General features: G+C 66.1%; 20 protein-coding genes. 4 read left to right on the forward strand and 16 right to left on the reverse strand.

Going from position 1 to position 21,492, the window contains the following annotated elements; translation table 11 throughout:
- From BRADO_RS23795 to BRADO_RS23840, 10 genes are all read right to left on the reverse strand, one after another.
- Complete coding sequence (locus tag BRADO_RS23795) at nt 1-1,272, reverse strand: HlyD family secretion protein (RefSeq protein WP_012028753.1); 1,272 nt, start codon at nt 1,270-1,272, stop codon at nt 1-3.
- Nucleotides 1,273-1,434: 162 nt separating this feature from the next.
- The gene (locus BRADO_RS23800) at nt 1,435-2,124 is read right to left on the reverse strand and encodes a YoaK family protein (RefSeq protein WP_012028754.1); all 690 of its coding nucleotides are present in this window, start codon (nt 2,122-2,124) and stop codon (nt 1,435-1,437) included.
- A 19-nt stretch (nt 2,125-2,143) separates the two neighbouring features.
- The gene (locus BRADO_RS23805) at nt 2,144-3,535 is read right to left on the reverse strand and encodes an alginate export family protein (RefSeq protein WP_371259344.1); all 1,392 of its coding nucleotides are present in this window, start codon (nt 3,533-3,535) and stop codon (nt 2,144-2,146) included.
- A 22-nt stretch (nt 3,536-3,557) separates the two neighbouring features.
- Nucleotides 3,558-4,448: a hypothetical protein gene (locus BRADO_RS23810; RefSeq protein ID WP_012028756.1), complete on the reverse strand. Its 891-nt coding sequence runs from the start codon at nt 4,446-4,448 to the stop codon at nt 3,558-3,560.
- A 26-nt stretch (nt 4,449-4,474) separates the two neighbouring features.
- Nucleotides 4,475-4,900 (reverse strand): DoxX family protein, encoded by a 426-nt coding sequence (locus BRADO_RS23815; RefSeq protein ID WP_012028757.1) that lies wholly within the window; start codon nt 4,898-4,900, stop codon nt 4,475-4,477.
- Nucleotides 4,900-6,777 (reverse strand): amidohydrolase, encoded by a 1,878-nt coding sequence (locus BRADO_RS23820; RefSeq protein WP_012028758.1) that lies wholly within the window; start codon nt 6,775-6,777, stop codon nt 4,900-4,902. Before BRADO_RS23820 ends, BRADO_RS23815 begins: the two co-directional genes overlap by 1 nt.
- The gene (locus BRADO_RS23825; RefSeq protein WP_012028759.1) at nt 6,774-7,061 is read right to left on the reverse strand and encodes a XapX domain-containing protein; all 288 of its coding nucleotides are present in this window, start codon (nt 7,059-7,061) and stop codon (nt 6,774-6,776) included. Before BRADO_RS23825 ends, BRADO_RS23820 begins: the two co-directional genes overlap by 4 nt.
- Nucleotides 7,062-7,069: 8 nt before the next feature.
- Entirely contained in the window at nt 7,070-7,720 is a 651-nt protein-coding gene (locus BRADO_RS23830; RefSeq protein WP_012028760.1) for a hydrolase, read from the reverse strand.
- A gap of 30 nt (nt 7,721-7,750) precedes the next feature.
- Entirely contained in the window at nt 7,751-8,257 is a 507-nt protein-coding gene (locus BRADO_RS23835) for a hypothetical protein (protein ID WP_041756868.1), read from the reverse strand.
- Between the two features lie 15 nt (nt 8,258-8,272).
- Nucleotides 8,273-9,097: an alpha/beta fold hydrolase gene (locus BRADO_RS23840; RefSeq protein WP_012028762.1), complete on the reverse strand. Its 825-nt coding sequence runs from the start codon at nt 9,095-9,097 to the stop codon at nt 8,273-8,275.
- Between the two features lie 150 nt (nt 9,098-9,247).
- Here BRADO_RS23840 and BRADO_RS23845 point away from each other — a divergent pair, with 150 nt between their 5' ends.
- Entirely contained in the window at nt 9,248-10,297 is a 1,050-nt protein-coding gene (locus BRADO_RS23845) for an AraC family transcriptional regulator (RefSeq protein ID WP_012028763.1), read from the forward strand.
- Between the two features lie 28 nt (nt 10,298-10,325).
- On the opposite strand, the gene BRADO_RS23850 is transcribed toward BRADO_RS23845, so the two are convergent.
- Both BRADO_RS23850 and thiD read right to left on the reverse strand, forming a co-directional pair.
- A complete protein-coding gene (locus tag BRADO_RS23850; RefSeq protein ID WP_012028764.1) occupies nt 10,326-10,784 on the reverse strand; it encodes an ester cyclase in 459 nt (152 codons plus the stop codon).
- A 115-nt stretch (nt 10,785-10,899) separates the two neighbouring features.
- Nucleotides 10,900-11,700 carry a bifunctional hydroxymethylpyrimidine kinase/phosphomethylpyrimidine kinase gene (gene thiD / locus BRADO_RS23855; protein ID WP_012028765.1) on the reverse strand — a complete coding sequence of 267 codons (801 nt, stop codon included), beginning with the start codon at nt 11,698-11,700 and terminating at the stop codon, nt 10,900-10,902.
- Nucleotides 11,701-11,821: 121 nt separating this feature from the next.
- Here thiD and BRADO_RS23860 point away from each other — a divergent pair, with 121 nt between their 5' ends.
- Complete coding sequence (locus tag BRADO_RS23860) at nt 11,822-12,067, forward strand: Lrp/AsnC family transcriptional regulator (RefSeq protein ID WP_012028766.1); 246 nt, start codon at nt 11,822-11,824, stop codon at nt 12,065-12,067.
- A gap of 351 nt (nt 12,068-12,418) precedes the next feature.
- Entirely contained in the window at nt 12,419-13,480 is a 1,062-nt protein-coding gene (locus BRADO_RS23865) for a helix-turn-helix domain-containing protein (RefSeq protein ID WP_012028767.1), read from the forward strand.
- Here the strand turns inward: BRADO_RS23865 and BRADO_RS23870 are convergent.
- Nucleotides 13,434-15,947 (reverse strand): EAL domain-containing protein, encoded by a 2,514-nt coding sequence (locus BRADO_RS23870; RefSeq protein WP_012028768.1) that lies wholly within the window; start codon nt 15,945-15,947, stop codon nt 13,434-13,436. The genes BRADO_RS23865 and BRADO_RS23870 overlap by 47 nt on opposite strands.
- Nucleotides 15,948-16,182: 235 nt before the next feature.
- Here BRADO_RS23870 and BRADO_RS23875 point away from each other — a divergent pair, with 235 nt between their 5' ends.
- Nucleotides 16,183-17,343 (forward strand): ABC transporter substrate-binding protein, encoded by a 1,161-nt coding sequence (locus tag BRADO_RS23875; protein ID WP_012028769.1) that lies wholly within the window; start codon nt 16,183-16,185, stop codon nt 17,341-17,343.
- 49 nt (nt 17,344-17,392) lie between these two features.
- Here BRADO_RS23875 and BRADO_RS23880 read toward each other — a convergent pair whose 3' ends face one another.
- From BRADO_RS23880 to BRADO_RS23890, 3 genes are all read right to left on the reverse strand, one after another.
- The gene (locus BRADO_RS23880) at nt 17,393-18,307 is read right to left on the reverse strand and encodes a cytochrome c (RefSeq protein WP_012028770.1); all 915 of its coding nucleotides are present in this window, start codon (nt 18,305-18,307) and stop codon (nt 17,393-17,395) included.
- A 137-nt stretch (nt 18,308-18,444) separates the two neighbouring features.
- Nucleotides 18,445-18,897 carry a cytochrome c gene (locus BRADO_RS23885; RefSeq protein WP_041756870.1) on the reverse strand — a complete coding sequence of 151 codons (453 nt, stop codon included), beginning with the start codon at nt 18,895-18,897 and terminating at the stop codon, nt 18,445-18,447.
- Between the two features lie 130 nt (nt 18,898-19,027).
- Entirely contained in the window at nt 19,028-21,337 is a 2,310-nt protein-coding gene (locus tag BRADO_RS23890) for a xanthine dehydrogenase family protein molybdopterin-binding subunit (protein ID WP_012028772.1), read from the reverse strand.
- Nucleotides 21,338-21,492: the final 155 nt, after the last annotated feature.

Raw genomic sequence — 21,492 nt, forward strand, 5'->3', positions numbered from 1 at the left:
TCACAGCATGGCTTTCAGCCGCTCATAGAGCGACGGCTTGGGATCGACGCGCACCGTCGGCACCACCGACATGCCCGGGCCGAGCGCGACATCCGTCGGCGGATCGTCCATGTCGATCTTCACGGGCACGCGCTGCACGATCTTGACGTAGTTGCCGGTCGCGTTCTGCGGCGGCAGCAGCGAGAACGCCGGACCCGAGCCGGACTGCACGCTGGCGACATGGCCGCGGATCTCGCGCTCCGGATAGGCGTCGATCTCCAGGGTCACCGGCTGGCCGGGACGCATCTGGTCGAGCTGGGTCTCCTTGAAATTGGCGGTGACCCAGACCTCGTCGGGCACGAACATCGACAGCGCGGTGCCTTGCGCGGCGAACTGGCCGTCGGCGGCGCTGAGATTGACGACGCGGCCGGGCTGCGCCGCGGTCACGACCGTGTAGGACAGATTGAGCTGCGCCTGGTCGCGCTGCGCCTGCGCCTGGGCGAGATTGGCGTCCGCACTCTCGCGCTGGGCTTTGAGCGATTCCAGCTGGCGCTGCGCGACCTGGAGATTGGCCTGCGACGAGGTCAACGCGGCCTTCGCCTGCTGGAGCTGAGAGGTGTATTGCTGCTCGCTCTGCACGGTGCCGGATCCGGTGCGCGCGAGCTGCTGGTAGCGGTCGGCCTGCTGCTGGGCGAAGGTGAGCCCGGCCTGGGACTGGTCGACCTGCGCCTGGCCCGCGGTGATCTGTGCCTGCTGAACCGCAATCTGCGCGTCGATGTTGTGGATCGCGGCCTCCGCCGACCGCACCTGCGCCTCGGCCTGCGCCAGCGCCGTCTTGTAGTCGCGATCGTCGATGCGCGCGATCACGTCGCCGGCCTTGACGTGCTGGTTGTCGGTGACCGGGACGGAGGTGATGTAGCCGGAGACCTTCGGCGCGATCGAGAACTGGCGGGCTGCGATGAAGGCGTCATCGGTGCTCTCGAAATGGCTGGCGGCGTCGAAATAGACATAGCCGCCGGCGGCGGCCGCCAGCAGCACGACGAGACCGACCGCTGCGCCCACGGGGTGCCGCCGCAGCAGTCCCCTGCGCGGCTTCTCGCCCTGCTCGCTGCGTTCCTCGGGAGCGGGAGCTTTCTGATCCGGCTCTTGCGTTTCCCGGTCGGCCTCGCGGCGGAGCTCCTTCACGGCGTCGCCACGCCATTGCTTCAGCGCGCGCTCGCGCGCCGGCACGGTCTGCTCGGCGGGTCTGGCGGGGGGCGTGGACTCGGTGGTGGACGACGACTGCACGGCCATGCGGCGCTCCGAAAAGAACGATACTGTTTCGTTCTAAAATAGGCGAGGGATCTGAACAGGCAAGCCCGAACCCCCGCTTCGGGATCGATAACTTTTCGTGAGCGGCAGCTAAAATTTCCGTCATCCAACCGTAGGCACGAAGACCGAGCCGCGAGTACAGCCTCAACGCGCGGGTTGCGGACCAGCCATGCGCGCGACGAGCGTCAGCGCCGCCACGATCGGCGGGATGACGAAGCACCAGCTGCCCAGCCGCACGAACAGCAGCGCTGCGGCGCCGCAGCCGAGCGCGAAGGCCGCCACGTTGATCGCCATCTGCACCAGCCGCCCCGGCGGGGGAGTCTGGCCCTTGTCGCCGACATAGATCTTGTCGGCGATGTCGATCATGACCTGCGTCGTCGTGCCAGTCATCAGGGTCGAGGGCGGCGCGGTCGGCAAATGGATCCGGTGCACGGCATTCTGAATGGCCATCGCAGCGACCAGGACCATGCCGGTGAGGATCGCCTCGTGGCTGTCGCCATTGTGGAACGGCCCGAAATGGATCGCGAGCGCGGCGCCCAGGATCAGCAGCAGCAGCTTGACGGTGATCAGGATCTCGAAGACGCGCGACCATCGGCGCGACAGCAAGGTGCCGGTCAGCCGCGTCGCGATCACGACGACACAGAACACCGGCAGCGCCAGCAGCTTGGCGATCGCGCCGGAGGTGCCGAGCGCCAGCGCCGCGCCGAAGGTCACGAAGTTGCCGGTGACATGCGCGGTGAACAGGCCCTGCAGGGCCAGGAAGCCGGCGGTGTCGACATAGCCGGCATTGACGCTGAGCAAGAGCGGCACGATGCGCTGTTCGGTGGTCGCCATGGGATCCTGCCTTCGTTGGTCAGAGCGCGTATTTCAGCTCGATGCCGATGTAGTTCGAATCGTGTCCGCCGGCCCGGCGCAGCGTATCGCCGATCTCATAGTGCACGGCCTCGAGCGCCCCGGTGAGATTGGCGTTGAAGCGGCAATCGGCGCGCAGCTGTGCATAGGCGCCGGACCACCGACTGCCCCGCCCCGCCGTCGCGGCCAACGCGACATTGGGCTGGACATAGATCGCATCCGCCGTCGTCGCACGCCATTGCAGGCCGATGGCGGCCATGAAGGACAGCGCGTCCGTGGGCTTCAGGGTCAGCGACGGCTTGACGTGGATCAGGTTGGTATAGCCGGTGAAGCCGGCCAGCGTGAAATAATAGCCGTTGGGAAACAGCGGATTGAACGTCTCGATCGTGCCGTCGCCGGGATGGCGGTCGCCGGAGGCGCCGTCGAGTTGCAGGCCGATGCGCGGCTGCCAGGCGACATCGGCGAAGGTGTAGCCGGCGCGCGCGCCGGCGCCCCAGGCCCGGATCTGCTTCGATCCCACCGAGCCGGCCTGCCCCATCGCCTCGAGATCCCAGTCGAAGCCTTTGAGCTTGCCGGCGAAGCGGATGTCGAGCACGTGGCGCTGCTCGAGGCCGGCGGCGTCGAGGAAGCGCGCAGCGTCGCGCTGATAGTAGGAGTAATACGACGACAGCTCGTTGGTGCCGAGCACCTGGCGCTCGACCCGGAAGGTGTGGAACAGGAATTTTCCATTGGACGTGTCGTCGAACGGATGCACCACACTATACTGCACCGGTCGGCTGACGAAGCCGATGAAGCGCCACGGCCCGCTCTCCCAATCGCCCCACAGCGCATCGAAGGATTGGCGCACATTGGGGCCGTCGCGCGACGAGACGAAGCGCTGCAGGTCGAAATCGAAATCCTGCCGGCCGACACGGGCCTTGAAGGTGCCCTGCCCGGTCGCATTGACGTAGGCCAGGAAGGCGAGCCGCAGATCGAGCGGGTCCTGGTCGACCGGGGTGATGTTGGCCTTGCCAAAGGCGCGGTCGTCCTCGAGCTGCACGAATGCCTGCCAGTGCTCGTCGAAATGCGCATCGACATGGAGCTGCAGCCGATGGAGGACGTGAGTGTCGGGCTTGGCGCCGCCGATGCCGAAGCTTGCGGCATCCAGGCTCTCGAACCGCTCGCGCAAGGTCATGCCGAACGAGACGTAGCTAGAGGGCCGGCCGGGCTGCAGCGGGACGTATTTGATCGGGTCGAACGGCGCCGTGCGCAGCGCAGGATTGCCAAGGGCGGACCAGTCCTCCTGCCAGCGGTTGGTGCGGATGGCGGGGCGTGCGTCCTCGGCGACGGCCGCGCCGCACGAGGTCGCGACGATCGCAAGCGCCGCGGCTGTCCGCGTCAGTGGCTGAGCCATGCGCATCCGCGTGAGCATCGGGCTACTTCACCAGCGCGTGGATCTCCGCGACATAGCCGCCGGGGAACTGCAGCAGCGCCTGCGTGCGCTTGTCGGAAGTGAACGGCTGGACCAGTACGGTCGCGCCGGCGCCCTTGGCCTTGTCGAGCGTGGCATTGAGATCCTTGACCTCATAGCCGGTCATCTCGCGGCCGAACGGATATGGCAGATGGCCATCGGTCACGAGCACCGTCATGCGGCCGAACACCGACTCGATGCGGATGCGCCGGTAGTGATCCACGGGGCGGCCGATCTCGACGCCCGGCGCCTTGGCCTCGTCGGAAACGACCTTGCCATGCGAGAAGCGCAGGAAGGCGCGCGTGAAGGCGTCGGCACGATCCGGCGAGACGTAGACGCGGTTGTCCGGAACGGTCTCGAACGCAGGGTAGGACGGCTTGGTCGTGTGCCAATAGAGCTGCATGTTGACGCCGCCGGGCCACTGGACCACGGCATCGCGGCCGATCGGATCGGGGAACGGCGCGACCACGACATCGGCGCCGGCGGCCTTGGCCGCCTTGATCGCGGCGTCCATGTCGGTGACGAGATAGCCGGTGCGCTCGGCGCCGAACGGAAAGGGGATGCCGGTCTTGAAGCCGAACAGCGACACCGTGCCGACCGGCGTCTGCAACAGCTGCGAGGTCGTGCTGCTCGGCGTCGGCGTCACCGTCGCGACGACCTGCTTGGTGCTCTGGCCGCCGAAGGTGGCGACGAAGCTCGCGACGAACTTATCGACATCGTCGGGCGCGACGTAGACATGCGTCGTGTCGTATTGCGCGCCGACGCCGACGAGCGGCGCGGTGTCCCTGGCGAGCGCGGGAGCGGCGAGCAGCGTGGTGGCGACGAGTGCGCCGACGAGATGACGGGAGCGGATCATGACAACCTCGGACAAATGCAAACGGATCAGGCGCGGCGCGCGCGCCACGACATGAGGGAGACGAGCACCAGGCCTGCGATCAGGCCGAGATGCTCGAAGAAGGCATTCAGCGCCATGAAACGGTCGTGGCCGTCCATGTGCCAGAAGTCGTTGGCGGTGAGCATCGCGACTGATGTCAGCACGCCGAGCGCGCCGGCGCCGAACCAGACGAAGCGGTTGATCACGACGAGGACGGAGCCGATCAGCTCGACGGCGATCGCCGCGACCGCCCACAGTGCCGCCGGCTGCAGGCCGAAATGGGCCTGCTCGGCGACGGCGCCGGGGAAGTCCATGAGCTTCTGGACGCCGCCGATCAGATAGGCCGAGACCAATGCGAGCCGGGCCAGCGGCCATATCCATGGCCAGGCAAGCACCGCTGCGATCGGCCGCGGCGTGTCCGCGTTCGCCGCCATCACACGGCCCAGCAGGCGCAGCCGAGCGCGCCCCAAAAGCTCTTGAGATCGGACACCGGCAGCTGGCTCGACCAGGAGCGCGCGTGATCGTGGCCGTGCACGCCGCAGGCATTGGCGCAGCCGCACATCTGCATCGCCTGGGCACGCACCTTGCCGTCCTCCCCCTTGTCGAGCCAAGCGCCGTAGCCGCCGAAGCGGCGCACCGGCGACCAGTCGGGCATCGCGGGCGGCGGTGCCCCTTCGTCGAGCGGCTTGAAGTCGGCCGCCGCGTAGACGATGCGGCCACCGACCATGGTGAGATGGCTCGTGATGTCAGCGATCTCGACCTCGGCGCAGGCGAAGTAGTCGCGATCCGGCACGATCAGATCGGCGAGCTGCCCGACGGCGATGCGGCCCTTCCGGCCTTCCTCATTGGAGAACCAGGTGACGTTCTCCGTCCACATCCGCAGCGCCGTCTCGCGGTCGAGGCAATTGCGCTGCGGGTACAGCCGCAGGCCGCCGACGGTGCGCCCCGTCACCAGCCAGGACAGCGAGACCCAGGGATTGTAGGACGCGACGCGGGTCGCGTCGGTGCCGGCGGAGACCTTCACGCCTTTGTCCAGGATCTTCTTCACCGGTGGCGTCGCCTCGGCGGCGCCACAGCCATAGCGTTCAACGAAATACTCGCCCTGATAGGCCATGCGATGCTGCACGGCGATGCCGCCGCCGAGCGCGGCGATGCGGTCGATCGACTGATCCGAGATCGTCTCGGCATGGTCGAAGAACCAGTGCAGCCCTTCGAGCGGCATGTCCTGGTTGACCTTCTCGAACACATCGAGCGCCCGCGAGATGGTCTCGTCATAGGTCGCGTGCAGCCGCCACGGCCATTTGTTCTGCACCAGGATGCGCACGACCTGCTCGAGCTCGCCCTCCATTTCGGCCGGCATATCCGGCCGCGGCACGCGGAAATCCTCGAAATCGGCGGCCGAGAACACCAGCATCTCGCCGGCGCCGTTGTGGCGGAAATAGTCGTTGCCCTGCTTGTAGGCCGAGCTCTGTGTCCAGCGCAGGAAATCGTCCTTCTCGCCCTTCGGCTTCTGCGTGAACAGATTGTAGGCGAGCCGGATGGTGAGCTGGCCGTCATCGGCGAGCTTCTGGATCACGGCGTAGTCGTCCGGATAGTTCTGGAAGCCGCCGCCGGCATCGATCGCGCCGGTGACGCCGAGCCGGTTCAGCTCGCGCATGAAGTGGCGCGTCGAGTTGAGCTGGTAATCGAACGGCAGCTTCGGTCCCTTGGCCAGCGTCGCGTAGAGGATCGCGGCATTGGGCTTGGCGAGCAGCAACCCTGTCGGATTGCCCTGGGCATCGCGCACGATCTCGCCGCCCGGCGGCTGCGGCGTGTCCTTGTCGTAGCCGACGGCGCGCAGCGCGGCGCCGTTGAGGATCGCGCGGTCGTAGAGATGCAGCAGGAACACCGGCGTCTCCGGCGCCACGGCGTTCAGCTCATCGATCGTCGGCAGCCGCTTCTCGGCGAACTGATGCTCGGTGAAGCCGCCGACCACGCGGACCCATTGCGGCGGCGGCGTGATCGCGACCTGCGCCTTCAGCATCGCCATCGCGTCGGCGAGCGAGCGCACGCCGTCCCAGCGCAGCTCCATGTTAAAATTGAGCCCGCCGCGGATGATATGCAGGTGATTATCGATCAGCCCCGGCAGCACACGCCGGCCCCTGAGATCGATCACCTGCGTCTGCGGGCCGGCGAGCTTCATGACGTCCTGCGCATGACCGACGGCGGTGAACAAGCCATCCTTGATCGCCACCGCATCCGCCTGCGGATTGGAGCGGTCGAGCGTCGTGAACAGGCCGCGATGCAGGATGAGATCGGGATGGTCGCTCATGAGGCCTTCTCGTCTGGCGCAGGAGAGTTCGTGGTCTCTGCCCGGCCGTGATGGCCGGGCAGCAGGCCGAAGATGTGCGTGGCGCAGGCCGCCTTCTGCCAGGCCGCAGCAAGGCTGCTGCCGTTCAGGAGCTGCCGGCCCACGGGAATCACCTGCTCTCCGACGAGGATGCCGAGTAGGCCGACCAGCGCCACCAGAGGCGGCGCCGGCGAGCGGACGTGAAGCAGGCTGTAGATCACGCCGACCAGAAGCCCTGCCCCGAGCGAGAACAGATAGATCTTCATCGGATGATTCAGGCCGCCTTGGTGCCGCCCTCGGAGGCGTGCTCGCCGAGCGCCCATTTCGAGAAGCGGATCTGGATGCCGTAGGGCGAATGCGCCTTGAGGATCTCCATCATGCCGTCATAGGTTTCGGCGCGCGCCCAATCCTGCTGCAGCTCGAAGGCGAACTGGCACGAGGTGATCGGCACCGCGCCGGCCTGCACCGCACGATCCATCGCGCGGTTGTGCGCCTCCAGCGACAGATCGCCGCACGCATCGGCCGGGATGTAGACCTCGTAGCCCTCGCGCAGCATGTCGAGCGTCGGAAACAGCACGCAGGCCTCGGTCCAGAGTCCAGCGATGATGAACTTCTTGCGCCCCGTGGCGGCGACCTGCTTGCGGAAGCCGGCGTCGAGCCAGGAGTTCATCGCCGTGCGGTCGACGATGTCATGCTCCGGAAACAGCTCGGTCACCTCGGGCATGAACGGGCCCGAGAACGAATCCTTGGCGACCGTGGTGAGCACGGTCGGGATCTTGAACAGCTTGGCCGCCTTGGCGACGATCTGGATGTTGTTGAACACGCCGAGACGGTCGTGCGACTGCACGCCCTGATACATCGCAGGCTGATAGTCGATCAGCGCCACCGCGCAGTTCTGCGGGGTGAGCATTTCGAGCTTGGACATGTGGTTCTCCTCGAGAAGTGGATGATTGGATCAGGCCAGGGAGGCACGCGGCGCCACGGGGGCGAACCGCCGCCATGAGACGATGCCGAGGCCAATGAACAGCAAGAGCGTGACGATCTGAGCAGCCGCAAACGGCGGTTCGCTCTGGGTCGGCGCCAGCGCGTTGAGCACGCCGATCTTCTGGAACGACTGCACGATCGCGACGAAGACGTTGAGATAGAGCGAGAGCATCGCAGTGACGACGTAGACGCGTCGCCACCATCCCGACAGTGCGAACACGTAGAGCGCGGCAGCGGCCGCAATGAGCAGCGCGAGCAGGATGATGCCGATGATCCGCGGCGGATCGAGGCCGAAGGGCGGCAGCGGAAAGCCGGTCACGCCGGTGAGGAAGGTCGTAAGCAGGAACAACGCCGCCCAGACCGCCAGATGGCGGCCCGCCAGCAGGCCGGCGAGCATGATGAGCCCGGTCGCAATTCCAATCAGGCTCAGCACCACGTGAATCTGAAGAAACAGAGTCGTCGGAATTCCCAAAGTCATGACCACCTCCCCTCATCAGCCCTTGATGAAAGCCAGCAGGTCGGCGTTGATGGTGGCGGCCTCGGTGGTCGGCATGCCGTGGGGAAAGGCCTTGTAGGTCTTCAAGGTGCCGTTCTTGAGCAGCTTGGCCGACAGCGGCGCGGAATCGGCGTAAGGCACGATCTGGTCGTCCTCACTGTGCATCACCAGCACCGGTAGCGAGAGCTTCTTCAGATCCTCGGTGAAGTCGGTCTGCGAGAACGCGACCACGCCGTCATAATGCGCCTTGGCGCTGCCCATCATGCCCTGCCGCCACCAGTTCTGGATAACGGCCTCGGATGGTTTGGCGTCCGGCTTGTTGAAACCGTAGAACGGGCCGGCGGCGACGTCGCGATAGAATTCGGCGCGACGGGTCGCGACCTGGGTCTGGAAGTCGTCGAACACCGATTTTGGCAGACCACCGGGATTGGCCGCCGTTTGCACCATCAGCGGCGGCACCGCGGCGATGATCGCGGCCTTGGCGGCGCGGCTCTCGCCGTGGCGCGCCAGATAATGCACGACCTCGCCGCCGCCGGTCGAATGGCCGACATGGATGGCGTTCTTGAGGTCCAGCTGCGCAGTCAGCGCCGCGAGATCGTCGGCGTAGTGATCCATGTCGTGGCCGTCGGACACCTGGGCGGAGCGGCCGTGGCCGCGCCGGTCATGGGCGACGACGCGGAAGCCGTGATTGAGGAAGAACATCATCTGGGCGTCCCAATCATCCGACGACAGCGGCCAGCCATGGCTGAACACGATCGGCTGACCGGCGCCCCAATCCTTGTAGTAAATCTCTGTGCCGTCGTTGGTTTTCAGAACGGGCATGATTTTCTCCTGGATGGGGTGACGCGGCCGCACGACGAATTTCGTATCGCGATCGCCGATGTCAGGTGCTATGCAGCCTCATGTGCACCTGCACAATGATCCGAGGATGCCAAAGCACTGGCTCCAGAAGCCATGGAGTAGGCCAAGGGAATGGCGCAGCCGCTTCGAACGACCTCATCAGCCTGGATGCGTGGCGTCGCGACCATGCTCACTGGTCAGGGACTCGATGCGGCCGCGCTGTTTGCGGAGGTCGACCTGTCGATCGCCGATCTCGACGATTGCGATCATCGCTGGCCGACCGAGGCGCTGAGCCGATTGTGGGTGCTGGCGGCGGAGCGGTCGGGCAATCCGGACATCGGACTGGCCAAGCGCGACGCGCCGCGGCCCGATCACTACGGCGTCGCCGGCTATGCGATGATGTCGAGCCCCGATCTGAAGACCGGGCTGGCCCGCCTGATCCGCTACATGTGTCTCGTCAGCGACGCGGTGACCATCACGCTCGAACCCGGCCAGGGGGGCCACTGGGTGCGCACCGACGTGTTCGGCGGTGAATGTCCCATTCCACGGCAGCGCTACGACTATGGCGTCGTCAACCTGCTCAATCTGTGCCGCTGGATGCTCGACCGGCGGCTGACGCCGCTCGCCACCCGCTTCACGCATCCGGTGCCGCTGTCGATCGCGGCGTACAACGAAGCCTTCCAGTCACCGCTCGAATTCGACGCGCCATTCAACGGCTTCCTGGTGTCGGACCAGGATCTCGCCTGCAAGCTGACGACCTCCGCGCCCGAGCTCATCGCCATTCACGATCGCATCGCCGACGAGGCGCTGGAGCGGCTGGTCAGGAACGATACGACGCATCGCGCGCGGTCGGCGATCGCCAAGCTGCTGCCCGACGGCAGCCCGCTGCGATCGGCGATCGCAGCCGAGCTCGGCTTGAGCGACCGCACCTTCCAGCGCCGGCTGGCCGACGAGGGCATCTCCTTCAGCGATCTCGTCGATGATGTCAGGCGCGAGCTGGCGCAACGCTACCTCGCCGATTCCCGCATGACGATCACCGACATCGGCTATCTGCTCGGCTATGCCGACCAGAGCACGTTCTTCCGCGCCTCCAACCGCTGGTTCGGCGAGTCGCCGGGCGAATATCGCAGCCGCGTGCTGAATGGATATCAGCGGGAGACCGTGCTCGCGCGCGGCAGCTGAGCCGGCGCCGCGCGTCGTTGCAGACGGCTTAGAACATGCCGTTCGAATTGGCCGACTGTTCGGGGATCGGCTGCACCGAATCCCAATGCTCCTCGATCTTGCCGTCCTTCAAACGAAAGATATCGACGATCGCATTGCCGCGGGTGCCGGGCTCGCGGATGGCATGCACGCGCAGGATGACGAAGTCGCCGTCGACCAGCACCTTCGTGATCTCGCTATGAGACTGCGGGAATTTGACCTTCAGGAATTCGACGAACTTGCGGAATCCCTCCGGGCCGTCCTCGGCATTCGGATTATGCTGAATGTAGGTGCCGAGATATTTCGAGGCCGCGGCGAAGTCCTTGCGGTTGAGACCCTGCTCATAGAAGTCGAGCACGATCTGCTTGTTGCGCTCCTCCTCGGCCGAATGAGCGCGCTCGGCCAGCGCGGGTGTCGCAACAAGACCGGCGAACGCAACAGCCAGAGCCCCGACGATAGGTGTCCTCATTCAACGCCCCCGATGCCAATTGCCGCCCGTGATGATCGACGGCACGTCTCACCTAGCATGACCGGCCACTCTCACGCGGATCGACCGCGCGCCGCGGCCTCAAAACCGTGTGACCTCAATAGAACCGATAGAGATGATGCACCGGGCCGTGGCCGCGGCCCACCGTGAAGCGGTCGGCGGCCGCAATCGCGCCGGAGATGAAGGCCTTGGCGTTGCGCACGGCGGTCTCCAGATCCTCGCCCTTCGCGAGCCCCGCGGCGACCGCCGATGACAGCGAGCAGCCGGTGCCGTGCGTGTTCTTCGTGCCGACGCGCGGCGCCGGCAGCGGGATGCTCCTATCGGACGTGATCAGGTGATCGGTGCTTTCGGCGCCCTGCCCATGTCCGCCCTTGATCAGCACCGCCGGACAGCCGAGCGCGAGCAAGCGGCGGCCCTGCGCGGCAATCGCTTCGTCGGTCTCGGCAACCGGCTCGCCGAGCAGCGCGGCCGCTTCCGGCAGGTTTGGCGTGATCAGCGACGCCTGCGGGATGAGCCGGCTGCGCAGCGCCTCGATCGCGTCCTCCGGCAACAGCCGCGCCCCGGAGGTTGCCACCATCACCGGATCGAGCACGATGTGCGCGGGGCGCCAGCGCGCCAGGCTGGCGGCGATGGCGTCGGCAATCGGCCCCTGCGCCACCATGCCGATCTTGACCGCGCCGACGGCGAGATCGTCGAACACGGCGTCGATCTGCGCGGCGACGAAATCGGGCGGCACCAGATGCACGCCGGTGACACCCCGGGTGTTCTGCGCGGTCAGCGCCGTCAGCACCGAGGCACCATAAACCGACAGCGCGGCGAAGGTCTTCAGATCGGCCTGAATGCCGGCTCCTCCCGAGGAATCCGAGCCGGCGATGGTGAGGGCTATGGGCGTGCTCATCCGCCATTCCTAGCGCGGGGCGGCCGCGCCCGGCAAGCAGACCCGGGCCCCCAGAATGCGGCTCGACTTCGCCCGAAAACGCTATATTGAGGCTTGAAACGTCTTCCGGAGACCGCCCGCCATGGTTCCTTTCTTCGTCCAGATCAAGTGCAAGCTCGGCCAGTCCTACGTCGTCGCCAATGCGCTGGCCGAGGCCGAAATCGCCTCCGAGATCTACTCGACGGCCGGAAACTACGACCTCCTGGTGAAGTTCTACGTCGACAACGAGACCGATATCGGCCACTTCGTGAACGAGAAGGTCCAGGTCCTGCCGGGCATCCAGGACACCCACACCATCATCACCTTCAAGGCCTTCGGCGCCACCTAGCCGGCTGCAAGCGTCACCGCGCGCCCGAATGAGAAAGGCGCCCGCCGTGACCGACGGGCGCCGAAATCCTCAAAAGGACACAAGCATGATTTCGTCATGAAAGACGGTGAGCGAGCCCGCCCCCGCCTCACGCCAAGGATTGCCGCGGTCCAGGGAAGCCGGCCCCTTCGATCGCGAGGGGAAACGGGGGGACCATCGAACGGCCCGGCTTTCCTTTGCGGCAACTTGGCGATAGGCGTCCTATAACGTGTGCATCGCACATCGGGTCAAGGCGGACGCGCACCGCGATACGATCGATCAAGAAGTTGAGACGAAAGCTCAAGACAGTCTGTGACTTCAGTGACGCGTGAGATGAAAGCTGTATCGTCCCTGCTGCCGAGCTATGGCTTCTCGGCCGAGCAGATGGACACCGAGACCAACATCGCGGCCTGGCGCGAGGCGACCTCGACGTTCTTTGACGTCGATGAGTTCGCTGCCGAAGCTGCGCCGTTCAGGGCCGACGTGCTGTCCTATGCGCTCGGCTCGGTCCTGCTCGGATCGGCGCGCGCCGGTGGCCAGCGCTTCCGGCGGTCGGCCGAGACGATCGCGCGCAGCGGCGTCGATCATGTCATCGTGCAGCTCTATGTGACCGGCGGATATGAGGGCGTCGCCGGCCACCGTGCCATCAAGGTCGAAGCCGGCGATCTCTGCGTGCTCGATCTCGCCCAGACACTCGAGACGCGCGCGAGCGCGTTCGAGAATGTCACCCTGGTCGTCCCCCGTCCGATGTTCGACGCGCGCCTGCTGCAAGTCGACGATCTGCACGGGCTGGTGCTGCCGCGCGGCGGCGCGATGGCGCCGCTCCTGGCGCGACACTTCGGCGCACTGCTCGACTGCGCGCCACGGATGAGCTTCGACGAATGCCAGGCCGTGGTCGAGGGCACGATCTCCCTGATCTCGGCCTGCCTGCGCGGCGAGCTGGAGCGCCGCGATGCGGACCGCGGCGCGACGGCCGATCCCTCGCTGCTGCGCATCCGGCAGTATATCGAAGCCCGGCTGGCGAGCCCCGAGCTCAGCGCCGACGCCGTGGCGCTGCATTTCGGACTGTCGCGAGCGTCGCTGTATCGGCTGTTCGCGCCCATCGGCGGCATCGCCGACTACATCCGGAGCCGGCGCCTGCACCGAGCCTTCTTCGATCTGGCCGCGACCGGATCGCGCAGCGTGCGCGTCAGCGAGGTGGCGCGACGCTGGCAGCTCGGCACCGATGCGCATTTCACCCGGCTGTTCAAGACCGCCTACGGCATCACGCCGAGCGCGGCGCGCGAGGCGGCCATGCTCGGCCCGCCGCAGCTGTCGGCCCGGACGGATGCGGAGCCGGCCTCGCCGCTCAGCCGTTGGATGCGAGGGATAGCAGCGCCCCGGACCGGGGAATGAGCGCGACAACCGCGGCCGAGCGCGCATCACGCTCCACGTCATCGGCCTGCTCGACAGCCTTCTCAGCAGCCTCCGGCTCGGGCGCGGCGCGCGAAATCTCCAGATGCTTCTCGAGCTGTTCGACCGGCATCGGCCGGCCGAGTAAATAGCCCTGAGCGAAGTTGACACCGAGCTCGCACAGATGCGCGAGCTGCTCCTCGGTCTCGACGCCTTCGGCGGTGATGTGGATGCCGAGCCCGCGCGCCAGGGTCACCACCGAGGAGATGACCGCCGCGCTCTCGTCACGCACGGACAGATTGGCGACGAAGGACTTGTCGATCTTGATCTTGTTGAAGGGGAAGGCTGTCAGCGAGCGCAGCGAGGAATAGCCGGTGCCGAAATCGTCGAGCGCGAGCGAAATGCCGAGGCCCTTCAGCCGGTCGATGAAGCTCTCGTTCTCGGCCGCGCGTTCCAGCAGCACGGATTCGGTAATCTCGATCTCGAGCCGCTTCGGATCGAGACCCGAACGCGACAGCGCTGACTGAATCACGTCGAACAGTTCCGCCTGCTTGAACTGCACCGGCGACAGATTGACCGCGACCTTGACGTCGTCGGGCCAGGCTGTCGCGTCGTCGCAGACCCTGCCAATGATCCACTCGCCGAGCGGCACGATCAGGCCGGTCGATTCCGCGAGCGGGATGAACTTGTCCGGAGGCACCAGGCCCTTGACCGGATGGCGCCAGCGCACCAGCGCCTCGACGCCGCGGCGTTCGCGGGTCTCGGCGTCGTAGAACGGCTGATAGTGGACTTCGAACTGGCACTGCGCGATGGCGTCGCGCAGATCGCCCTCGAGCGTGTTGCGCGCCTCGAGCTCGGCCGACATGACATCGTCATACAGCGTGTAGCAGCTGCGGCCCGCGGATTTCGAACGGTAGAGCGCGAGGTCGGCCTTCTTGAGCAGGTGCTCCTGGTCGCGGCCGTGCTGCGGAGCGAGCGAAATGCCGATGCTGGTGCCGATCTCGACCCGCTGCCCGCCGATCTGGAACGGTTCGGCGATCAACCGCGTGATGCGCTGCGCCAGCTCGATCGCGGCGGTCCGCTGGTCGTCGAAGCCGGCCTGGATCACAGCGAACTCGTCGCCGCCGAGCCGGGCCAGCACGTCCTCGTCGCGCAGCTGCGAGCGCAGCCGTTGCGCGACCTGCATCAGCAGCTCGTCGCCCGCGCCATGGCCGAGCGAGTCGTTGACGTTCTTGAAGCGGTCGAGATCGAGCAGGAAGACGGTGAAGCGGCCGTTCTTGTCGTCGTTGATGCGCTCCATCTCCTCGAGGAAGAAAGCCCGGTTGGCGAGCCCGGTCAACGCATCGGTCTGCGCCAGCTCGAGCACGCGGCGGTTGGCGAGCGCCAGTTGCTGCGCATTGCGGCTCGACAGCGCCAGATACACCGCGAGGAAGATCGTGGTCGCCATGCCGGCGGCGTAGAGCGCCAGCGCGCGATTGTGGCTGGCCATCAGGCCGCCACCGGCGGGCGCGGCCTGAAACACCCAGTCGGCGTCCCCGATGCGCAACGTCGTGGACCAGATGTTGGGATCGCTGGGCCAGCGCTGCGGGTCGACACCGGAGGCATTGATGACGCGCTCCGGCGGCAGCAGGTTGATCTGCAGCGCCGGGCTGTTGGGATTGCTCGCACGCACCGACTGCAGCAGCGTCGGCAGATCGAACACGCCGACGATGAAGCCGGAGAGGTTGCGGCGGCGGTCAGCGACCGTCGTCCGCGACGTCCCCTTGGCGTAAACGGGGATGCCGATCATGACGGCGTTGTTGCGCTCGTTCTGATTGATCAGGTTTTGGCGCGTGCGCAGCGCGCCGATCATGTCGTAGTCGCGCGACTGCTCCAGCACCGCGCGATGATCGGGAATGCTCCAATAGTCGAGCCCGTAGACGGGCGAGGTCTTTGCTTCGGTCGAGAAGTAGACCGGATAATACTCATCATTCTCCGGTGCGACCGTGCCGTCCGGATAGGACTTGATGCGGAAGGCCGGAACGCCGTCGGTGATCGCGGCGGCTTCGTACTCGCCGCGCTCCTTGCGCTTGATCCGCGGCAGCCAGGCGAGACGCAGCATGCCGCGATGCGCTTCGAACAGGCGCGCGCTGAACGTCTGGTACTCGCTGCGGGTGATGTCGTCGTTGGCGGATTCGAAGCGGGTGCGCAGCGCGGTCAGCCGGCTGACATATTCGTTGACGCCGTTCTGGACCAGGATTGCTTGGGCCTCGGCGACGCCTTCGAAATCGGTGCGCGCCAGCCGGTTCTCCCAGCGGCCGACGGCGACGGTCCCGGCGACCGACAGAATGACGCCGACGCAAGCGGCGATGATGGCGGGACGATAGAGCCGGTAGCGAGATAGCGACTCGCGCAGCTTCTCCCGCCCGCTACCGATGCGAGCGCCATCACGTTCCTGCAGCGTCGGTGCGCTGTACTCTTCAACCTGCAATATGGCCCCCGCCTAACGGCTGCCCCTCACGACGTATCGGGCATGGTCAACCGGCTAAGTTAAGGACGGTCAAAGATGATCAGTGGTGGAGTACCGGAAACCCTGGCTTGGTTAACGGCTCACTTTTGCGGACCGCGTAAAACGCGATCAAGCCGGCGGTACGTCTTTAGCGAGGTCTTCATTCAACGCGTGTAGGCTCGATCTCATCAAGCGCACCCGTGCATCGAAGATCGCAATGAACTGGTTCTCAAGCTTCCGGACATCCCTTGTCCTCATCCTGCTCGCGGGACTGCTTCCGCTCGGGTCTGCGCGCGCCGACGAGCTCGGCGTCACCAATGATTCGATCCTGTTCGGGCAGGTTGCGGCGCTGGAGGGTCCGTCGGCTGCGCTCGGTCAGGCGGCGCGCCAGGGGCTGCTGGCGGCGTTCAGCGAGCTCAACGCCAAGGGCGGCGTCTATGGCCGTCGGCTGAAGCTCGCGAGCCGCAACGACGGCTACGATCCCGACCGCTCCGTGGTCGAGACCATCAAGCTGATCTACGAGGACAAGGTGTTCGCATTGATCGGCGCCGTCGGCACGCCGACCGCGATGGCCACCGCGCCGATCGCGGCCTCGAACGACGTGCCGTTCATCGGTCCGGTGTCCGGCGCCGAATTCCTGCGCACGCCTGATTTTCAGAACATCGTCAACATTCGCGCGAGCTACGCGGCCGAGGCGGAAGCTTCGATCAAGCACCTCACCGAAGACCTGCGTCTGACGCGCATCGCCATCTTCTATCAGGATGACGCGTTTGGCCGCGACGTGCTGGCGGGCGTGAAGACCCATCTCGACAAACGCGGCCTGGAGCTGGCCGCCGAAGGCACCTTCGAGCGCAATACGCGCGCCGTCGGCGCGGCGCTCAAGGTGATCCGCCGTGCCGAGCCGGAGGCCGTCATCCTCGTCGGCACCTACGGGCCATGCGCCGAGTTCATCAAGATGGCGCACCGGAGCGGCTTCAACCCGACCTTCTCGGCCGTGTCCTTCGTCGGCGGCAACGCGCTCGCCAAGGAGCTCGGCTCGGAAGGGCGTGGCGTCATCGTCTCCGAGGTGGTGCCCTTCCCGTGGGACACCGATCGCCGGATCGTCGCCGACTATCAGGCGGCGATGAAGGAGCTCGATCCGAGCCAGACACCCGACTTCATCGGGCTCGAAGGCTACATTACCGGGCGTCTTGTGGCGCGCGCGCTGGCGATGACCGGGCCCAATCCGACCCGCGCCGAGCTGCTGCGGATCATCAACGATGTGGGACAGTTCGACATCGGTGGTCTCGTCGTCAGCTTCGGCAGCGCACGCAAGGATAATCCGCCGCCGGTGTCGCTGGTGGTGATTCAGAGCGACGGCAGCTTCAAGCCGATCTGACCACGCCTCAGCTCGCAGGTTTAGCTCGAAGGCTCGCTCGAAGATTTAGCTAAGATTTCTTGGGCTTCGGCGGGCCTTCGACCGGCGGCAGCGATTTCAGATAGATCGCCATCGCCTTGCGATCCTCCGGCGTCAGCTGCGAGGTGTTGCGGATGACGCGCGCCATCGAGCCGCCGGCGCTGTCGCCGTCCGGCAATTGCCCGGTCTCCAGGAAATAGCTGATGTCGCTCTCGCTCCAGTCCGCGAGGCCCTTCTGGGTGATGTTCGGAACGAAGCCGTGACCTTCCGGATCGGGACCGCCAGCGAGCCGCTGTGCCGTCTTGATGCCGCCTAGCAGGTTGCGCGGGCTGTGACACTCGGCGCAATGACCAAGCGTGTTGACCAGATAGGCGCCGCGATTCCACTCCGCCGAGCGCGAGGCGTCGGCGACGAACGGCTTGTCGTCGAAGAACAGCAGCTTCCAGACGCCGACGGTGCGACGGATGTTGAACGGGAAAGGCAGATCGTGCGGGCGCGAGGCGCCGCTCACCGGGGGCAGCGTCTTCATGTAGGCGAAGAGATCCCTGACGTCGTCGACCTTCGCGCCGGCATAGGACGTATAGGGAAACGCCGGATAATAATGGCCGCCGCCGGGCGACACGCCGCGCAGGACGGCATTGACGAAGTCGGCCTCGCTCCAGCGCCCGATGCCGTCGGTCGGATCGGGCGAGATGTTGGGCGCGTAGAAGGTGCCGAACGGCGATTCCAGCGGCAGACCGCCGCCGAGCTTCAAACGATCCGGCTGGTTCGGCACCTGATGGCACGACGCGCAGCCACCGATGTTGAAGATCTCCTGGCCGTTGGCCATATCGGGCGCCCGAGCCGCGGCCGCAAGCGCGATCGTCGAGGGTTGTGTCAACCACCAGAATACCGAGAGACCGGCGACGCCGAGCACACACAAAGCAAGCAGGAGGCGGCGTAGCATGGTGGCTCCGTCACTGCGGGAAGGATGAGATCGATCCGGAGACTCTCGGATGCGGCCGGGAGAATAAGACGCCTGCGCCGGACAAACAAACGGGGGCGAACGCGTGGCCGCGTCCGCCCCCTCAAACTTGCGTCAGATCAGCTGTTCTTGAGACGGAAGGTCTCGTGGCAGCCGCCGCATTCCTTGCCGATCCCCGGCGCGGTCGCCTTCAGGCTGTCGAGATCCTTGATCTTGGCCTTGGCCTCGGTGACGACCTTGGCGAAGCTGTCGATCTTGGCCTTGAAGCCGGCCTGGTCTTCCCAGATCTTCGGCGACGGGCCGTAGTCGCCCTCGAACTTCGCGCCCTTCAGGCTCGCCGGATACATCGTCGGCAGCTTCTTGGCGGTGTCCTCGAGCTGCGCCAGAGCGGCATTGACGGCGGCCTGGTCATACGGCTTCTCGCCCTTGACCATGGCGATCAGGACACCGCCGAGATTCTTGGCGTTCGCCTTCATGATGTCCTGGCTCTGCTTGACCAGATTGTCCTCTGCCATCACGGCGCCGGCCCCCAGCAGCAGCGCTGCTGCTGCCACCACGACAGTCCGCTTCATCAATTCGCTCCTTTGTTGTCACAATCCCGCCCAGCCCACCTGGACGGGTCGCGCCTGGTTGGTCAACCCCTCAGTCGGCGGGTTATTCCGCAATTGAGGCGGTTATCCGAGAGTGTTTGGGAAACAGTATTCAGAGACTGTGACGGCGGTGCTGCTCCCGGATCGCGATCCAGACCCGCTCGGGCGTCGCCGGCATGTCGATGTGGTCGATCTTGTACTCACGCCACAGCGCCTCGACGACGGCGTTGACCACCGCCGGACAGGAGCCGATCGCGCCCGCCTCGCCCGCGCCCTTGACGCCCATCGGATTGGTCTTGCAGGGCACGTTGTGGGTCTCGAAGGTGAAGGACGGCGCGTCCGCGGCGCGCGGCAGCGCGTAGTCCATGTAGCTGCCGGTGACAAGCTGCGCATCCGAGTTGCTGTAGACCACCTGCTCCATCAACGCCTGACCGATGCCCTGCACCGCGCCGCCATGCACCTGGCCGGCGAGCAGCAGCGGGTTCAGCGTCACGCCAAAATCGTCGACGATCACGTAGTTCACGATTCTGATAATGCCGGTGGCCGGATCGAGCTCGATCTCAGCGACATGCGTGCCGTTCGGATAGGTGCCGTCGGCGCTGGCGAAGGTGGCGCTGCCGTTGAGCTTGGCCGGATCGACGCCGGGCCGCTTGGCGAGATCGGCGAAGGTGATCGACCGGTCGGTGCCGGCGACGCGGATCACGCCGTCGGCGATCTCGAGGTCGCCCAAGCCCGCTTCGAGCGCTTCGGCCGCGATCTGCTTGAGCTTATCGCCGAGCTCATGGGTGGCGCGCTGCACGCTGACGCCGCCCGAGGGAATCGAAGCCGAGCCGCCGGTGCCGAGCCCCGTCGGAACCTGCGCGGTGTCGCCCTGGTGGATGTGCACGCGCTCCGGCGGCAGGCCGAACTGCTCGGCGACGATCTGGGCATAGGCCGTCTGATGACCCTGCCCGCTCGACTGCGTGCCGATCAGGATCGTCACATCGCCATTGGGATCGAGCTTCACATGGGCGGTCTCCTCGCCCATCGTGCCGCAGACCTCGACATAGCTGGCCAGCCCGATGCCGCGGACGAGGCCATTCTTCTTGGCGGCCTTGGCGCGCTTGGAAAAATCTTTCCACTCGGCGATCTCCATGGCGCGCTTGAGATGCGCGTTGAAGTCGCCGGAATCGTACACCTTGCCGGTCGCAGTCTTGTAAGGCAGCGCGCGCGGCGGGATGAAGTTCTTGCGCCGGATGGCATCGACCGACATGTCGAGCTTGCGCGCGCAGGCATCGACGAGACGCTCGACGACATAGGCGGCCTCCGGCCTGCCGGCGCCGCGATAGGCATCGACCGGCACGGTATGGGTGAAGATCGTGCGCACCCGGCAGTGGAATTTCTGGATGTCGTAGAGGCCCGGCAGCATGCCGGCGCCGCCATGCGGGATGTAGGGCGCAAACGTCGACAGATAGGCGCCCATGTCGCCCATCAGGTCGACGTCCATCGCGAGGAACTTGCCGTCCTCGGCGAGCGCCATCCTCGCTGTCGTGACGTTGTCGCGGCCCTGCGCGTCGCCCATGAAATGCTCGGAGCGGTCGGCGGCCCAGCGCACCGACTTGCGCAGCCGCTGCGCTGCCACGGCGACCAGCGCATATTCCCGGTACGGAAACAGCTTCGTGCCGAAGCCGCCGCCGACATCCGGGCAGATCACCCGCATCTTCTCGGTCGGGATCTTCAGCACGTTCTGGCAGAGGATGTCGCGCAGCCGGTGGCTGCCCTGGCTGCCGGCGGTGAGCGTCAGATGATCGCGCTTGGTGTCGTATTCGCAGACGGCGGCGCGCGTCTCCATGAAGCTCGCGACCACGCGCGGATTGACGATGCGGATCTCGGCGACCGCGTGAGCTTTCGCAAATGCCGCCTCGGTCGCGGCCTTGTCGCCGATCGAGACGTCGAACAGCACGTTGCCCTTGTGATCCGGCCAGACCTGCGGCGCGCCCGGCTTGATCGCATTCACGACGCCGGTGACCGCCGGCAAGGTCGTCCATTCGACCTTGATTGCCTCGAGCGCGTCGCGCGCGTGATCGAGCGTGTCGGCCACGACGAAGGCCACGGCGTCGCCGACATGGCGCACCTCGTCCTTGGCCAGGATCGGATAAGGCGGCGCGGTGAAGGGATCGGTCTCGAGGTTGAACAGGCACGGCAGGCCGCCGAGTTCCGCAGTGTCCTCGGCGGTGAGGATCAGCGCCACGCCCGGCAGCAGCCGCGCTGCGGACACGTCGATGGTGAACTTGGCATGGGCCTGCGGCGAGCGCAGCACGAGGGCATGCAGGGCGGCGGATGGCGCGAGATCGTCGGTATAGCGGCCCTTGCCGCGAATCAGCGCGTCATCCTCTTTCCGGAGAACGCTTTGTCCCATACCGAACTTGATTGGAGCTGCCATCTGGTTTCACGTCCCACTTCGTTTTGGCGATGTTGGCGCCATATTGCAGCGGAACGAGGCCTCGCGCAAACGGCAACTCCGCCGCAGGGGGACACGATCGGTCAACTCTCGTCGGGTCAACGCGCGGCCAGCGGGTCATATTATGTTGCGCCGCA

Source organism: Bradyrhizobium sp. ORS 278, assembly GCF_000026145.1.
Classification (GTDB): domain Bacteria; phylum Pseudomonadota; class Alphaproteobacteria; order Rhizobiales; family Xanthobacteraceae; genus Bradyrhizobium.

Coding starts and splice junctions, on each gene's coding strand:
- thiD (WP_012028765.1), bottom strand. CDS start 11,700: ATGAGCACGCCCATAGCCCTCACCATCGCCGGCTCGGATTCCTCGGGA.
- BRADO_RS23810 (WP_012028756.1), bottom strand. CDS start 4,448: ATGATCCGCTCCCGTCATCTCGTCGGCGCACTCGTCGCCACCACGCTG.
- BRADO_RS23890 (WP_012028772.1), bottom strand. CDS start 21,337: ATGGCAGCTCCAATCAAGTTCGGTATGGGACAAAGCGTTCTCCGGAAA.
- BRADO_RS23860 (WP_012028766.1), top strand. CDS start 11,822: ATGGTTCCTTTCTTCGTCCAGATCAAGTGCAAGCTCGGCCAGTCCTAC.
- BRADO_RS23820 (WP_012028758.1), bottom strand. CDS start 6,777: ATGAGCGACCATCCCGATCTCATCCTGCATCGCGGCCTGTTCACGACG.
- BRADO_RS23835 (WP_041756868.1), bottom strand. CDS start 8,257: ATGACTTTGGGAATTCCGACGACTCTGTTTCTTCAGATTCACGTGGTG.
- BRADO_RS23830 (WP_012028760.1), bottom strand. CDS start 7,720: ATGTCCAAGCTCGAAATGCTCACCCCGCAGAACTGCGCGGTGGCGCTG.
- BRADO_RS23795 (WP_012028753.1), bottom strand. CDS start 1,272: ATGGCCGTGCAGTCGTCGTCCACCACCGAGTCCACGCCCCCCGCCAGA.
- BRADO_RS23800 (WP_012028754.1), bottom strand. CDS start 2,124: ATGGCGACCACCGAACAGCGCATCGTGCCGCTCTTGCTCAGCGTCAAT.
- BRADO_RS23875 (WP_012028769.1), top strand. CDS start 16,183: ATGAACTGGTTCTCAAGCTTCCGGACATCCCTTGTCCTCATCCTGCTC.
- BRADO_RS23850 (WP_012028764.1), bottom strand. CDS start 10,784: ATGAGGACACCTATCGTCGGGGCTCTGGCTGTTGCGTTCGCCGGTCTT.
- BRADO_RS23880 (WP_012028770.1), bottom strand. CDS start 18,307: ATGCTACGCCGCCTCCTGCTTGCTTTGTGTGTGCTCGGCGTCGCCGGT.
- BRADO_RS23840 (WP_012028762.1), bottom strand. CDS start 9,097: ATGCCCGTTCTGAAAACCAACGACGGCACAGAGATTTACTACAAGGAT.
- BRADO_RS23805 (WP_371259344.1), bottom strand. CDS start 3,535: ATGGCTCAGCCACTGACGCGGACAGCCGCGGCGCTTGCGATCGTCGCG.
- BRADO_RS23865 (WP_012028767.1), top strand. CDS start 12,419: ATGAAAGCTGTATCGTCCCTGCTGCCGAGCTATGGCTTCTCGGCCGAG.
- BRADO_RS23825 (WP_012028759.1), bottom strand. CDS start 7,061: ATGAAGATCTATCTGTTCTCGCTCGGGGCAGGGCTTCTGGTCGGCGTG.
- BRADO_RS23885 (WP_041756870.1), bottom strand. CDS start 18,897: ATGAAGCGGACTGTCGTGGTGGCAGCAGCAGCGCTGCTGCTGGGGGCC.
- BRADO_RS23815 (WP_012028757.1), bottom strand. CDS start 4,900: ATGGCGGCGAACGCGGACACGCCGCGGCCGATCGCAGCGGTGCTTGCC.
- BRADO_RS23845 (WP_012028763.1), top strand. CDS start 9,248: ATGGCGCAGCCGCTTCGAACGACCTCATCAGCCTGGATGCGTGGCGTC.